General features: G+C 47.8%; 12 protein-coding genes and 1 riboswitch. Of the genes, 8 read left to right on the forward strand and 4 right to left on the reverse strand.

The window, feature by feature from the left end; genetic code table 11:
* The first annotated feature begins 127 nt into the window (after positions 1–127).
* The 4 genes from AN963_RS17750 to lplT all read left to right on the forward strand — a co-directional run bounded on the left by AN963_RS17750 (position 128) and on the right by lplT (position 5598).
* Positions 128–1501: a sensor histidine kinase gene (locus tag AN963_RS17750; RefSeq protein WP_055745858.1), complete on the forward strand. Its 1374-nt coding sequence runs from the start codon at positions 128–130 to the stop codon at positions 1499–1501.
* 2 nt (positions 1502–1503) lie between these two features.
* Positions 1504–2142 (forward strand): response regulator, encoded by a 639-nt coding sequence (locus AN963_RS17755; protein WP_055745859.1) that lies wholly within the window; start codon positions 1504–1506, stop codon positions 2140–2142.
* Positions 2143–2296: 154 nt separating this feature from the next.
* Positions 2297–4405: an AMP-binding protein gene (locus tag AN963_RS17760; protein WP_055745860.1), complete on the forward strand. Its 2109-nt coding sequence runs from the start codon at positions 2297–2299 to the stop codon at positions 4403–4405.
* A gap of 2 nt (positions 4406–4407) precedes the next feature.
* Entirely contained in the window at positions 4408–5598 is a 1191-nt protein-coding gene (gene lplT / locus AN963_RS17765; RefSeq protein ID WP_055745861.1) for a lysophospholipid transporter LplT, read from the forward strand.
* A gap of 66 nt (positions 5599–5664) precedes the next feature.
* Here the strand turns inward: lplT and AN963_RS17770 are convergent, their stop codons facing one another.
* A complete protein-coding gene (locus tag AN963_RS17770) occupies positions 5665–7602 on the reverse strand; it encodes a bifunctional metallophosphatase/5'-nucleotidase (RefSeq protein WP_236708039.1) in 1938 nt (645 codons plus the stop codon).
* 197 nt (positions 7603–7799) lie between these two features.
* A complete protein-coding gene (gene recQ / locus AN963_RS17775) occupies positions 7800–9575 on the reverse strand; it encodes a DNA helicase RecQ (protein ID WP_055745862.1) in 1776 nt (591 codons plus the stop codon).
* Positions 9576–9837: 262 nt separating this feature from the next.
* Between recQ and AN963_RS17780 the strand changes: the two genes are divergently transcribed.
* Together AN963_RS17780 and AN963_RS17785 are read left to right on the forward strand one after the other, a co-directional pair.
* Positions 9838–10233, forward strand: coding sequence for a hypothetical protein (locus tag AN963_RS17780; RefSeq protein ID WP_055745863.1), 396 nt, complete (start codon positions 9838–9840; stop codon positions 10231–10233).
* A 212-nt stretch (positions 10234–10445) separates the two neighbouring features.
* On the forward strand, positions 10446–10895 hold the full coding sequence (locus AN963_RS17785) for a hypothetical protein (RefSeq protein ID WP_236708009.1): 450 nt from the start codon (positions 10446–10448) through the stop codon (positions 10893–10895).
* A gap of 881 nt (positions 10896–11776) precedes the next feature.
* Here the strand turns inward: AN963_RS17785 and AN963_RS17790 are convergent.
* Entirely contained in the window at positions 11777–12709 is a 933-nt protein-coding gene (locus AN963_RS17790) for a LysR family transcriptional regulator (RefSeq protein ID WP_055745864.1), read from the reverse strand.
* A 120-nt stretch (positions 12710–12829) separates the two neighbouring features.
* Here AN963_RS17790 and AN963_RS17795 point away from each other — a divergent pair, with 120 nt between their 5' ends.
* Positions 12830–13570: an SDR family NAD(P)-dependent oxidoreductase gene (locus tag AN963_RS17795; protein ID WP_055745865.1), complete on the forward strand. Its 741-nt coding sequence runs from the start codon at positions 12830–12832 to the stop codon at positions 13568–13570.
* A 270-nt stretch (positions 13571–13840) separates the two neighbouring features.
* Positions 13841–13998, forward strand: a riboswitch (cyclic di-AMP (ydaO/yuaA leader).
* A gap of 7 nt (positions 13999–14005) precedes the next feature.
* The gene (locus tag AN963_RS17800; RefSeq protein WP_055745866.1) at positions 14006–14695 is read left to right on the forward strand and encodes a CAP domain-containing protein; all 690 of its coding nucleotides are present in this window, start codon (positions 14006–14008) and stop codon (positions 14693–14695) included.
* Between the two features lie 161 nt (positions 14696–14856).
* Here the strand turns inward: AN963_RS17800 and AN963_RS30920 are convergent, their stop codons facing one another.
* A complete protein-coding gene (locus tag AN963_RS30920; RefSeq protein ID WP_152985686.1) occupies positions 14857–15045 on the reverse strand; it encodes a hypothetical protein in 189 nt (62 codons plus the stop codon).
* Positions 15046–15202: the final 157 nt, after the last annotated feature.

The raw sequence follows: 15202 nt of genomic DNA on the forward strand, positions 1-15202 counted from the left end.
GAGAAAACCTCCCTTACCAGACAATATGATGATTCGACATATGCGATTCCAGCGAAAAACCTTTGAGGCTCCAACCCTACCCGTACGGTATAATAGACCTATCTAAACGACAGGAGAACAACCTACGATGATGGTTTTCATCTTGTTTACCTTATGGGCACTAGGTCTGCTCGTGCTATTTACAGATCCATGGCGCACTTCCATTCGCTGGGCGAGTGCCACTGCTTTTGTCGGATCAGGTGGTTTTTTCTCGGCAGTCATTGATGAAACGATTCTCCCCCATTGGGCAGATGTATGGGCGCTTCATTCGGGCTGGAGCGGAGCATTGGTGATGTTGAGTAGAAGTGCTTCCTTTCTGACCCAAGCTGGATTACCCTATACGTTTTTGATGTTTGCCCTGTATTCCTATGAGTCCATTTCTATGAAAGTAAAAAGGATTACGAAGTACGCTACCTTAATTCCGCCGATCATCATGCTGGTCATCACACCGATCTATCCGATGCTGACTTTCAACTACTGGATAATGGTGTTCTGGGTCATTCCTTATTTTTTGATAGCTTGTACATTACTGATCCTGCAGTATCTCCGTGAGAAAGACCCGTTGGTCAAGAAAAACAGCTTTTTCACGAATGTGTTGATCATCGTGCCGCTCTTTTTCGTCTTTATCTTTATCTATGTCATGCGAATTCAAAACGATTATGAGGCGTGGCGAAACAACACACTGGTGGTCATCATCCAATTCGTTCTGATTGTTGCTATCAGTCTGAAATACGGCTTTCTCGGCGTCCGGCTCCGCGTGGAAAAACGGCGGCTGGACAGTACGTTGCGCGCCCTGACCTCTGGCGCACAGATCATCAATCATACGATCAAAAACGAAGTAGGGAAAATTTCGCTCTACGCCGACCGGATCGACTCGTACGCAGAAGGTACCGATCAGCCAGGCTTGAGAGAGGATGCGGCCGTCCTCATTCAATCCTCCCAGCATATCCTGGATATGATGAACCGGATTCAGGGACAGCTGCGCGATATCGTCTTGCAGGAGGAAACAATCAAGCCGAGCCAGGTGATCACACAAGTCGTCCAAACACTCGCGCCGTACGCAACCAAGCAACAGGTCGACGTGCTGACCGAGCTAGACGAGTCACTTCAGTTGAACTGCGACCCTGTGCAGCTGCGCGAGATCCTCACCAATCTATGCATGAATGCTTTCGAGGCGATGAAAACGGGCGGAACGCTGCGCTTGCAGCTGTTCCTGTCCAAGAAGCACCTGGTCATCGCCGTTGAGGATACAGGGACTGGCATTTCCAAGGAAAATCTGCCGCATGTCTTCGATCCCTTTTTCTCTACCAAAAAGACCAGCCAAAACTTTGGTCTGGGATTATCATATTGCTACAACGTCATGCAAAAGCATCAGGGCATGCTGGAAATCACCAGTGAACCTGCAAAGGGTACGACTGTGTTTCTCCTGTTCCCCAAAAAACGTGTAGAAGGGAGGACGTAAACATGGAACTGATTAAAGTCTTTCTCGTGGAAGATGATCCTGTTTGGCGTAAAGGGTTGGTCGATTACTTGAACAAGGAGCCGGAAATTACAGTCACAGGCGAAGCTGGGACAAAAGAAGAAGCGATTGAGAAGTATTCCCCTGCCCAAATTGACGTCGTGCTGATGGATATCAACCTGACGGAAAATAATCTGGACGGCATCGAGACCGCCCTTGCGCTTATCCAGCTTCAACCAGACTGTAAAATCATCATGCTCACTTCCCTGACGGCTGAGGACGTGATCGTGGAGTCCTTTTCGGCAGGGGCAGTCAATTACATCAGCAAATCGAGCTTCAAGGAGATTCCGGACGCGATCCGAGCAGCTCATTTGCGGCAATCTGCTATACACCCTACCGCAGCTGCCGCCTTGCGTAACGAGTTCTTGCGTTTGAAAAACGACGAGAACCAAAAGCTGCTCTCCCCCGCAGAAAAGGAAATCTTGCACCTCATCCATCAGGGGCAGACCCAGACACAGATCGAGCAGTCCTTGCACATCACCAAACGCACGATCAAAAACCACATCAACCGCATTCTCAAAAAAATGGGCGTCAAATCGAGCAAAGAAGCAGCCGCCAAAGCAAGTCAGAAAAAGCTTTTCTAACCTGCGTTGGCGCTGTCTTCACTCCTTCCGGGGGTTTGTTCGACTAGGCCATATGACCAGGTACCAATGAAAGTTGGTACTTTTTTTACACCCCCCACTCTTTACAATGAAAGCTATCTGATACGCAATTATTCTTTGTAAAGGTGTGGTCTACATGATTCTCATTCATGCCTTCCTGAAAGCTATTCTGATGCTTTGGTTTCGCCCTCGCGTCCAAGGCATGCACAAAATCGATCTTTCCCAGCCATCGATTATCATACCGAATCACGTATCTCTCATGGACGCTGTGCTCCTTTCGTTTTGCCTGCCAAAAGGTGCTACCTTTGTCGTCAACACGGACATCGCCAAGAAATTCGCGTTCATCATGCGTTTCCGCAAGCACATTACCGTCGATCCGCTCAATCCTTACTCGATTCGCCACATGCTACGGGTCATCCGCAACGGCGAGACACTTGTGATTTTCCCTGAGGGTCGGATCACTACCACCGGCGGCATCATGAAAGTCTACAGCGGTGTCGGCTATCTCGCTCTGCGGACCGGTGCCACCGTGTATCCCGTTGCTATCAATGGTCTGGAACGCTCCGTATTCTCGTACTTGAAAGGAAAGCTGCGTCTCTTGTGGTTTCCTGATGTCACCATCACAGTTGGTACACCTTTTACCATGGAGCGCGACGAAACGCTGTCCATGCGAGAGCAAAAGGCGTCTGCGAGCGATCAAATTCAGCGGACCCTGCAAAATGAGCTGTTCCAAAGTCGCATGAAGCAAAACGTGAACCTGTTCGATGAAGTCCTAGTGGCAGCACGCCTCAATGGCGCCAAGACGGAAATCGCCAAAGACATGGGGACAGCAATCAACTATCGCACACTGCTGATCGGCAGCTACTTATTAGGTGACAAGCTAAAAGCTCAGTTATTTGGCAAACCAGTCGTCGGCGTGTTCCTCCCGAATTCAGTCGGACATTTGATCACACTCCTGTCTTTGTTTCGCATCGGAAAGACACCTGCGATCTTGAACTTTTCACTGGGTGCCCGCTCACTCCTCGAATGCTGTGAGACGGCTCACATCGATACGATCCTGACTTCGCGGGTATTTATTGAGAAAGGCAAGCTCGAGCACGTGATCGCCGGACTGGAAGACAAGATGTCCATCGTTTATCTGGAGGACTTGAAAGCATCTGCTACGATTTTTGACAAACTCTCTGCCCTGTTCCGCTTCGTGACGAAGCAAAAGGCACAGGCAATCGAAAACGAGCTCATTCTCTTTACTTCTGGCAGTGAAAGCAAGCCAAAGGGCGTCGTGCTGACACATACCAACCTGTTCGCCAATATCCAGCAGGTGACGAGTGTCATCGATATCACCTCCCGCGACAAATTCTTCAATGCCCTGCCGATGTTTCACAGCTTTGGACTGACGGCTGGCACTCTCTTGCCCGTCGTGAAAGGGATCCCGGTCTTTCTGTATCCCAGCCCTTTGCACTACAAAGCGATTTCCGAGCTGGTGTACGACCAGAATGCTACGATCCTGTTTGGTACCTCGACCTTCATGGCTGGGTATGGAAGAATGGCTCACCCATACAATTTCTACTCCTTGCGTTATGTTTTTGCAGGAGCCGAAAAGCTGAAGGACGATGTCCGCAAGCTGTGGATGGAGAAGTTTGGTGTACGTATCTTTGAAGGCTATGGTGCTACGGAGACTGCTCCCATCCTGTCGCTGAACACACCGTTGGCAAACAAACCGGGAACCGTCGGGCGACTGATGCCAGGCATGTCGTATTGCCTGGAGCCGGTAGAAGGTATCGAAAAGGGTGGTCAGCTGCTGGTCAAGGGTACCAACGTGATGAAGGGTTACATGATCCACGGAAAAGGCTTCGTGCCTGCTGAAGAATGGTACCAGACGGGCGACCTGGTCGAAGCTGACCGAGAAGGCTTTTTGACTATCAAGTCCCGCCTGAAACGCTTTGCCAAAATCGGGGGCGAAATGGTATCACTCAATCTTATTGAAGAGCTCGCCATGGATTGCTTTGGACACTCCGGCTTTGCGGCTATCACCATCAACGACCAGCGCAAAGGCGAACGCGTCCTGCTCTACACCACAGATGAATCCGTGCAACTGAACCAACTGCGCGCTTATCTAACGGAAAAACATTACTCGCCATTGCTCATCCCCGGTGCTGTAAAACAGATCAAGGCTCTTCCGTTGCTGGGCAGTGGGAAAACAGATTACGTCAGTCTGAAACAGCTGGCAGAAAGCGAGAGGGATTGAATGTGAAAACGCGTTTACAACCTTTGCAAGCCCTGTATTTTACTCAGTTCCTGTCTGCCTTTGCCGATAACATGATCTTGTTTGTGATTGCCAATCTGCTGCGGGAGAACGGTTTTTCTCCCGCCATGCTCGCACTCGTATCCATTTCCTTTTTTCTTCCGTACATTTTTCTTGCACCACTCGTTGGGCCTTTCGCCGACAAGCATCCCAAGTCATTCGTTCTCGTCATCGGCAACTTGATCAAAGCCATCGGTGTCCTGCTATTGTTCGTGATTGATCACTCCAGTATTTTGTTGCTAATGCTGAGTTACTTCACGGTGGGGGTAGGTGCCGTCGTCTACTCACCTGCCAAATACGGGATTCTGCCCGAGCTGACAAAGAACGAGGATGAACTCTTTCGTGCGAATGCCCGAATCGAAGGGTACACGATCATCGCCATTTTGCTAGGGATAGGGGGAGGCGGCGCAGTCGCGTCCATGACCGCGCCTCTCCTTTCATCAGGAATTTGCCTGCTGCTCTATCTTTTGTCGCTGGCCATGACCTTTTTTATCCCACGCATGGAGGGAAACGCAAATATTCGCTATGGGACAGAAGCTCGTCGCTTTCTTATAGACTTCCAGCTGCTGATGAAGCGTCCCGATACGCGTTTTTCCCTCGTCGGAACAGGGTCTTTCTGGATGAGCTCAGCCGTGTTGCGGGTCGCCCTAATTGCCTGGATACCGGTCGCGCTCGGGATTAATCCGCAGAGCTTTTCCGTCTCGCTGATTCTCGCTACGACGTCTATCGGGATTATAGTCGGAGCATTCCTGGCCCCCAAGCTGATTCCACTGCAACAGTTCACTCGCTCCCTGACCTATGGCTTTGGAATGTTCGCCATTATCGTCTTGTTCCCTTGGATCCATATCACCGTGATCGCTATCTGCTTCCTGCTGCTCGTCGGCTTCATGGGCGGAGCCTTTATTATCCCGATGAACACCATCCTCCAGGAGGAAGGGAAAAAACTGGTCGGATCCGGCAAGACCATCGCGATTCAAAACCTCGTGGAAAACATCCTGATGGTCGTTGGATCGGGGATTTACTACCTTATCGTCTATATGGGCATCTCCATCTCAGGCGCCATCGTAGGTCAGGGACAGCTGCTGCTTTTGTTCCTGCTGTACCTCGCAAATCAACGTAAAAAGATTCTCGGCTGATTCTAAGACTCTTATTACCAGCACAAGAAAACCGCGTCCATATTGGGCGCGGTTTTTTGATTTCCATTATTTTTTCGGTGCTACAGCAGGTGCTGATGTTGCCGGTGCAGCTACCTTTACGGCTTGATTCAACAGGTGATAGAACTCGCCTTTGGTCTTCACGTTAGCAAATTTACTAGCATCTATCTTTGCCTTCGAAGAAAGCTCAGCGATTTCTTCTTTGGTGACCGCATCTTTGATGTTGATAGACGCGATGTTGGTGTACTTGCCGTCTTCTGTTTTTGGCACGCTCAGGATGCCAGCGTTGATCAGAGCCACTACATCCGCACGCACAGATGCTGTCGTTTCGACACCTGTGATCTTCCAGTTGTGTTGGATGGTCGGTTCGTACACGCCCTTTTTCACTTCTTTCAAATACGCGATAGCGCGGTTGCGGATGGTACCTTGTGTTTCTCCAAAAGCACTCTCAGCCTTGGAAGACCAGAGTTGCTCAAATTTCCGTCCTTCCAGAGCTCCACCTTTTGCTTGAAGAGCTTCCATGCGATATGCGTTCATACCCAGCTTCAGAACATCTTCAGCCTTGATCGGAGTTTCATCCATTTTGCGCAGGTTGGTGATCCGGCTGCCATACGGCTTGGTCAGGTCAACCTCGTACTTCACATTTCCAAAGAAATCGTTGGTGCTGTACTTGGAAGCGCGACGTTTGCTGTCAAAGCTGACAGTCACATCGCCCGGACGGGTCGAATTGAAGTAACCTACTGCCCATTCCATATAGTCCTTCAGGTCTTTCCCTGTTACTTTGTATACCGTGATTTCGCCACCCGCGTATTGGTAGTTGTAGGCGATATCTTTTTTCTTGATTGGGCCTACATCCAGCTTGGCTTTGTCATTGTCGATCTGGTGCGCAACAACGTCGGCCTTGCTGTAGTAGAGCATCACTTCGTGGAAGAAGTCAGACAAGGGAGTCTCCTGGATTTGGACCGTTGGGATTCCCTCGATTTCATTTTTCTCCACCATGTTCATGCCTTTGAGCTCAGCTACAACAATATTCGCATCCGCACGCGCGAATTCGTGGAATGGCTGCAGCTTGGCTTCGAGTGCAGGATCCGATACAGCCGGTATTCCGTCCGCACCTTTTACAGGAACGGCAGTCGCTTCTTTGCTTTTCAGCACGACTTTGCCATCTTTCTTTTCAAAGGTCAGGTCGATACGGGAAAGATGTGTACCGTATTTGTCCGGCTCGGTGATGAGCACGCCGTTGATCTCTTCTTTTTTCACCAGCTTGTGCATGTGACCGGCAAAAATAGCGGTCAATTCAGGTACCGCATTGGCGATGTCTGCTACACCTGTTCCTGGAATGCCGTTTTCATTTTCGATCCCCATGTGCATGAGGCCGATCATGACGTCTACTTTGCCTTCTAGCTCTTTTACTGCTTTCTTGGTTTCTTCTACCGGATTTTTGACGATGAGTCCGTCCAGGTGATCGGTTCCCTTTTCAAAGTCAGAGATCATCGGGGTATCCATACCAATGACACCGATTTTGATTCCGTCACGCTCGACAATCGTGTAAGCAGGCAGGAAGCGCTCGCCGTTTTCCTTGTAGATGTTGCCCGCAAGCACCGGCCCTTTGTACTGACCGCTGATCTTGTCCAAAACATCGAGGCCAAAATTGAATTCGTGGTTTCCGAACGCCCAAGCGTCATAGCCCATTTCATTCATGGCCACCATCATCGGAGACTCTGGCTGATCATTGAACAGCTCTGCGGAGTTGTCTTGGATGGAATCACCCGCGTCCAGCAATACGGTATGCGGATTTTCTTTGCGAATCTCTTTGATCATGGTGAAAAGCTGTGTTAGACTGCCGTTTGGATTCGGGCCATCCAGCGCATAATCCCAAGGCATAAATCTGCCGTGGATGTCAGACGTACCCAACAGCGTAATTTTGGTTTCGGCCGCTGGAGCTGCAGTTGTTGCTGCCTGTACAGGTACAGAAGCACCCACCATCGCACTGCCCATTAACAATGTGGACATTGCCAGCCCTAGCAATGTCTTTCCTACTTTGGTTCCCCTTTTGGTCATGTCGTCCCCTCTGTTTCTTTTTTTATATGTACCATTTTAACTATATCAGTCAAATGACCTAGAGACGAACCATTTATTCCCTATTTTCTGAAAACCAGAAAAAAAACCGGGACTTTTTGAGGTCACGGTTTTGCGGCAGCGTACGTCTGCAAACAATCCAAAAAGAGATGTCCGTACTTATCAAATTTGGATTCTCCTACCCCTTTTACTTTCAGCATCGCTGACTTTTCGGTAGGGCAAAGACTGCTCATTTCCTTGAGTGTGCTGTCATGGAAAATGACGTATGGCGGCACGCCTTCGCGCTGTGAGATTTCTTTGCGCACCTGACGCAAACGCTCAAACAAGTCGTCGTCTTCCTCTTGCTTAACGGGACGAATCACGATCTTCTGCAAGACTCGCTCCTCCCCTTTTAATACGGGGAGTGCTTTCTCACCCAGCTTGACGATCGGGTATTGGCTTTCTGTTACCTGTAGATAGCCTTCAGCGATCAAGATCTGGATCAGGTCCACAATCTCTTTTTCCTTGTATTCTTTCATCAAGCCGTATGTCGGCAGCTGGTCAAAACCGAGCTGGGTGACCTTCTTGTTTTTGGAGGCTTTCAACACCTGCGCCACGAGAGCCGCACCAAAGCGTTCCCTCATCCGCTTTACACAGGAAAAGATCTTCTGTGCCTCTAGCGTGATATCCGCAAGCTTAGTGTCATCCGTGCAGTTCGCGCATTGACCGCAGGATGCTGCATCGACCTCTCCGAAGTATTGGACGATATATTGCTGCAGGCATCGCGGCGTCCGACAGTAGTCGATCATGGCGTACAGCTTTTTGTATTCATGCTCTTTGCGCTCATCGGTCAGCTGATTTTGCTCAATGAAAAAAGTCTGGGTCTGGATGTCCTGCGGCTGGAACAACAGGATACACTCACTCGGCTCACCATCACGACCAGCACGCCCTGCCTCCTGATAATACGCCTCTAGATTTTTCGGCATGTTGTAGTGAATGACATAGCGCACGTTGGATTTGTCGATCCCCATCCCAAAGGCGTTGGTCGCGATCATCGTCCGAACGTCGTCAAACAGAAAGGCCTCCTGGTTTTGCGCCCGCTCTTCCTCTGACAGCCCTGCGTGGTATTTCGTGACAGCAAAACCGCGCTTGTGCAGATCGGCATGGAGCGCATCGACGTCTTTTCTTGTCGCGGCATAGATGATCCCTGCCTGCTGACTGTTGGCACGCAAATAGTCTGTGATAAACTCTCTCCGGTTCTCCCCTTTACGTACGGACATGATCAGATTGTCTCTGCCAAAGCCCGTGATAAAGGTACGCTCATCGACCAAAGACAGCTGGCGACGAATATCCTCCGTTACTTCCGGTGTGGCCGTAGCCGTCAGTGCAGCGACGACAGGGCGCTCCGGGAGCGTACGAAGGAAGCGTGCTATTTCCAGATAGCTTGGACGAAAATCATGCCCCCACTGGGAGACGCAATGCGCTTCGTCGACCGCCACAAAGGAGATCGGCACATCACGAATGAGTGCCTGGAACGATTCGGATTCCAGACGTTCGGGGGCGATATACAGGAGCTTGTACTCTCCACGCGCTGCCATTCTCAGCCGTTCGCGCACTTCGCTGGAATCGAGGGAGCTGTTGATTTGCGTGGCCGGAATACCCATGCTTACCAGTACATCTACCTGGTCCTTCATCAAAGAAATCAACGGAGAAACGACGATCGTCACGCCATCAAACAGCATCGCCGGAACTTGATAACAGATCGATTTTCCGCCACCAGTAGGCATGATGCCTAACGTGTCGTGACCCGTCAAGAGACTCTCGATGATTTTCTTTTGGCCGTCCCGAAATGCAGGATAGCCAAAGTATTTTTGCAAGACTTCTATCGCTTTATCAAACAAAGAGAATTCACCTTCTCTTCCGAAGTGTTTATCCAATGGATTCTATAAGTATACTTGTGTTCTGCGAAAATAAAAATGTAGACTGACGACTGCCGCTATTTTATCTGCAACGATTCAACGATCGAACCCGTTAACGTAATAAAAACGGGAGCTCCACTGTAATAGGAAAATGTAACATCTCTGTAACCCCCTCTTTTCTTAGCTTGATTATAATGATTTTACAAACAACACCACCAGTTGAACAAAGAGAGAGGGAACTAACTTGAGCTTCAAAAATATCATCGCAGGCACCCTACTGACATCCGTCGTATTAAGCGGAACCGCACTCGCTGTTAACCACCCAGCTGCCACCAAAAACAGCTTCAAACTACCTGCCAACATGTACAAGCTGGAACAAAAAACAGCCGATGTGACTGGCGATAAAAAAGCAGAGATCATCACGCTTTATGGCCAAAAGGAAAAGTCAAGCGATATATACAATCAGAAATTGCTACTTGTCATCGAAAATCCGGTGACAAAACAAGTGACCTCACTTCCGTTGCATGACGACGGATATTCGCCCAAGCTACTTCTTCATGATCTTACCTTTGACAATGTGGCAGATATAATGGTTACTGCGGAAGCGGCGGCTATACAAACAGCAATATTTATACGCTGAAAAATGGCAATACGGTTGAACTTCCGCTTCCAGGACTACAGCAAGGAAAGGTTGGCCTGCTGGACGGAGCCTTCATTAAGCTGCAGCCGATCGACCTGAACAAAAACGGTTCTTACATCCTACAGGGAGTTGAGCGGGTAGTTGGTAATTCCAATGCGGATACGGTCGCTTTTGTCACCTCTAACTGGAAATGGAACAATGGCAAGTGGGAAGTGTTCAACGTCAAAGTAGAACGACCGGAGCAACCTGTTGCTCATGAAAGCGGAAAAAGCAACCTTTACATCAATCCTCAAGCAAACTTCAGCTTTAATCCGCCCACTTCCTGGAACGGACATTACAAGGTGAACCAATATGCAGGTGTAGATGCAGTCAAAATTCTGCCATCGGCCAAGCATGTAGTGCAATTCGATTATACGGCGAAGGATGGAAAAGATGCTGAAACACTTCTGATGATCTCTGTTTTTACCAAAAACGATTGGACTCGCCTCTCCAGCGAAGAGGGGCCGCCTGTAGGGACAGTTATTGCGGAATCCAACGACATGGTGTATGTGTGTACATCGCCACAGTCCAATCCGTTTGATTCCCTATCAGAAGACGGCAAGCTGTTTGATCAACTATATGGTGATTTGAACATAAATAAGTCTTTCGCACTTCTAAAATAAGACTGTTATTGCACTGTGTGTATTTGTTAAAATTTGTGGTTCTCTGAAAAGACATACATTCGCTTTGCGGTTTCAAGTATGAATAGGGGTTATTCCCAGACCGTTGCCGTTGACCTTTGGTGGTGGATATAGGATAACCGTAAAACTGCGCGCACCCTTTGGGGTGCTTTTTGTCTTTTCCTCATTACCGTTTTACAAATTGGTTTAAAACTCTAATGCTTTTCTTTTGTAATGTTGTGTTAAATCCCGTGTTATCCGATATTGAATACAAAGGGGGGAACCGTATGTTTATTGAATTTATGTTAGATTGATTGTCTAACACGTTAGTCTTATACATAGCCTTCTTTCTAGTCCCCTTAGTAGTTATCAGATATGCTTGCAAGCACTTCTTAAACCAAATGAAACCACGCTATCATGATTTAATCTCATTGATTACCGCGCTGATTTCTTTATATTTGAGCTCGATTTATGTTATCTAAATTACCGTTGTGTCAATTAAAAATTCCGTTTCATTGAAATAAATCCAATGATAAAATACTAAATAATTCCAAAGCAGGTGGTGTTGATACATGAAAAAATTTTGGTTTTTCATTACTCTGTTTTCTGCTTTTTGGATACTATTTGGACTCCGGAAGGTTATCAGCACTTATGCACTATCTACAACTGTCGATGACCAAGCAGTAATCCTTGTTGTGTGTATGCTTTGTTTCTTCTTTACCTCAATCAGTAGATACAGATCTACAAAATAACTATTTTATTAAACGAACGATATAATCGTTAATCTCTGACTCTCCGTATAAATTCGAATATCGTTTAGTGGTCATTCTAGGTTTCTCAATGGGATTCCTTAGTGGACAAGTAAGTTTTTGTTCTTTATTTACTTATTGGCTCATCTCATTTAACTTAATTGAGCTTATGTTAAATAGCTCGGAGTGCGAAACCAACTCCTGCTTTAGATAGTCATAGAGCTTTTGACTGGCCAGTTGGAACGGGTATGCCGACTCCTTGCACAAAATCCCGAATGTCATTTGTACGAGGCTTCCGCTGATCTTCCTGACTGTTGTTCCCTTCGCTTCAGGTTCCACCATAATTTTAGGAACAAGGGCGATCCCCAACCCGTTCTCTACATAAAATTTCAACGCCGTCATACTCCCGATCTCCATTGTATCGAGCGTGACATTCCCTTTTTCCTGCATAATCATCTCCAACTTCCTGCGATATGGACAATTAGCTGCTGTGATGAGCAGACGATACCCCCGAAAATCTTCCGGTACTATCATCTCTTTCTGCGCAAGCGGATGATTCTCGGGCATTAATACCACGAACTCTTCCTGAAATAATGGCTCAAAAAATAAATCAGTTCCCATATCAGGTGCCGTAGAAAGCGAAAAGTCGATTTCTCCTTTGAGGATCCGCTCGCTAAGGACCGGGGTGTTCGCGATTTCCACAGAAATGCGGATATTCGGGTAAGTGGACACAAATTTCCTCAGGATGCCAGGCAAACGGTAACTAGCAGTTGGCTCCGTTACCCCTATGCGTATATGTCCTGCTCCACCTAATTTCAAATCCGATAAACTTGTCTGAAGCTGCTCCATATTCTTTACTATTTGTAAGCTCTGGTCGTAAAACAGCCTACCGGCTTCCGTGAGGCCGATTTCTTTCCCACGTTCTATTAACTGAACGCCCAATTCAGATTCAAGCTTTTGAATTTGCATCGTGACGGTAGATTGCGCATAGTTCATTTCTTGTGCTGCACGGATAAAGCTTCCGTATTTCACAATCATTTGGAATGTTTTTAACGTTTTGAGGTCCACGGTCAATCCTCCCAACAATTCATAAAAAATGAATTCACTCTTCAATTAGTTCAATTTTACACAATTCACCCAACTAATTAAAATGAGACCATCTGAACATAACAGAGGAGTGGATTCATTATGGAAGTAAAAAACAAAGTGGTCCTTGTTACAGGAGGCGGGACGGGGATTGGCAGAGCAACTAGTTTAGAGCTGGCTAAACGGGGGGCTATTGTTATCGTGAACTACTCACGCTCTCAATCAGATGCGGATGAAACCGTGCGACTGATTAACAGTGAAAGGGGGCAGGCTGTCGCCATACAAGCGGATGTATCCAAGGATAATGAAGTGCGAACTATGATCCAAACGATTATCCAGCACTTCGGTACGATCCATCTGCTCGTAAACAATGCCAGCATCACCAAACATATTCCGATGGATGATTTAGAGGCGGCAACGGAGGAAGTATGGGACGAGTTGTTCGATGTAAATGTGAAAGGCATGTTTAACTGCGCCAGGGCCGTCGCACCCTTCATGAAGAAGAACGGAAACGGTGCGATCGTCAATCTTGGCAGCATAGCTGGACAAACAGGATTAGGATCCTCGCTTCCCTACGCTGTTTCCAAAGCTGCTGTTCATGGGCTTACAAAATCGTTAGCACGCGCTCTCGCTCCCGAAATAAGAGTAAACAGTATCGTACCTGGAGCTGTTGCCACAAGATGGTGGGCGGGACGGGAAGAACAAATGAACCGTCTCGCTCCCCATCTTCCTTTGCAGCGTATGTCAACACCAGAAGATATTGCTGCAATGATCTGCACAGCTCTGGAACAGGAAGCAATGACCGGTCAGATCATAACAGTGGATAGCGGTCAAACCCTGTAAGACCTCACCGTACTTGTTCTTAAACTATCCCGCCCAATAGCTTACGAGGCTGCCGATCGCTTGCATCTTCACCTCTACGGGGTAGCTCACTCTGAAGGTGTTTTGATTTATCTCACGCTACGTGGTCAATCCCCACCCCCTCTCAATAAAATGAGGGGTATTTCTTATTCTTTCAAACAATAGCTAGTCCTCTATGGCTCATCTCCTATTAATCCTACCAAATTTTACGACTATCTTTCAGCGGTGAATCTCTGTTATTCTGGGTCATGCCAAACAAAACAGCCGAAACTTCCTCTCGAATGGAAGTGCGGGGGATCTTCTTTACTTGCAGATGAGAGATCTGCATGGGGTGAATCGCCAAAGTGCGTAGGGTTGTTTCCTCAATCCGAATCCGTCAACTAACCTCGTAGGCCAAAAAAAGGAGACGATGTGAATATGAAACGCCTAGGTACTATTGCAATCGCGACATTGGGATTGGGATTTGCTCTTTCCGGCTTTTCTAACACAGCTTCTGCCGCGGCAAACTATAATTGCCCACTGAAAGCAGCGCCTAGCCAAATGCAACAACAAACCCAATGGTTCCCATATATGGCTCAAATGAAGCAATTCACACCGCAATATGGATACCAACCAGTGATGCAACAGCCGGTTCAACCGCAATACGCAGCTCCAGTTAAGCAACAGCCTGTACAACAGAAGCCTGTTCAGCAACCGGTTCAACAGCAACCTGCAAAGCAAGCCAAGCAACAAGTGGATGCTTCCTCTGTTATGAAGCAAGTAGCTGATCTGGTGAACCAAGAGCGTGCAAAAGCGGGTCTGAAGCCATTGGAGCTGGACGCTTCCCTGAACAAGGTCGCACAAGCGAAAGCGGCTGACATGTCCAACAACAATTACTTCGACCATACAAGCCCTACGTATGGATCTCCATTTGACATGATGAAACAGTTCGGCGTATCTTATATGACCGCTGGGGAAAACATCGCGATGGGTCAACGCACCGCTGATGAAGTTATGACTCAATGGATGAACAGTGAAGGTCACCGTCAGAACATCATGAATCCTTCCTTCACCAAAATCGGTGTAGGCTTTGTGAATGGATACTGGGTTCAAGAATTCATCGGATAATGAAATGGTATGTGAATGCTGGGTCCTCAAGCGAGGGCCCGGCTTTCTTGGTTTTTCCCAGATAGGCAGATACTTGCTGTTTTTCAGCACACACATCATTTTGCTGTGGCACGGGCTACTCCTCCTCGCCAGGCAAATTGTCTTTGCTTCTTAGTATTCACCTAGCTGGAGCTCTCATTCGTCGAAGAGGGATCGGTAACCAGGGAGTGATTACTGCTTCTGAGAATATGCTCCAGATCTTTCATGGTAGCTGCTGTTGCGACGAGATCTGATTTCCCGCCCTTCTGGAGTTCGTCTAATACTTCCCACCAGTATGCCGTTTTACCTGATTGCTGCCATTGGCTGGGCAACTACGTTATCCTGCCCGTTCGTATTAGCGTAATGACTCGAAGTTAGACTAAATCTTTATTTTCTTAGTCTACGACATTATTTTCAGTGAACAACTTGTATACTTTGAGAAAAAACAAGGGGAAATGTAGGATTGCACAAAAATGGGACCGTGCCCAA

The sequence above is a fragment of the Brevibacillus choshinensis genome (assembly GCF_001420695.1).
GTDB lineage: Bacteria > Bacillota > Bacilli > Brevibacillales > Brevibacillaceae > Brevibacillus > Brevibacillus choshinensis.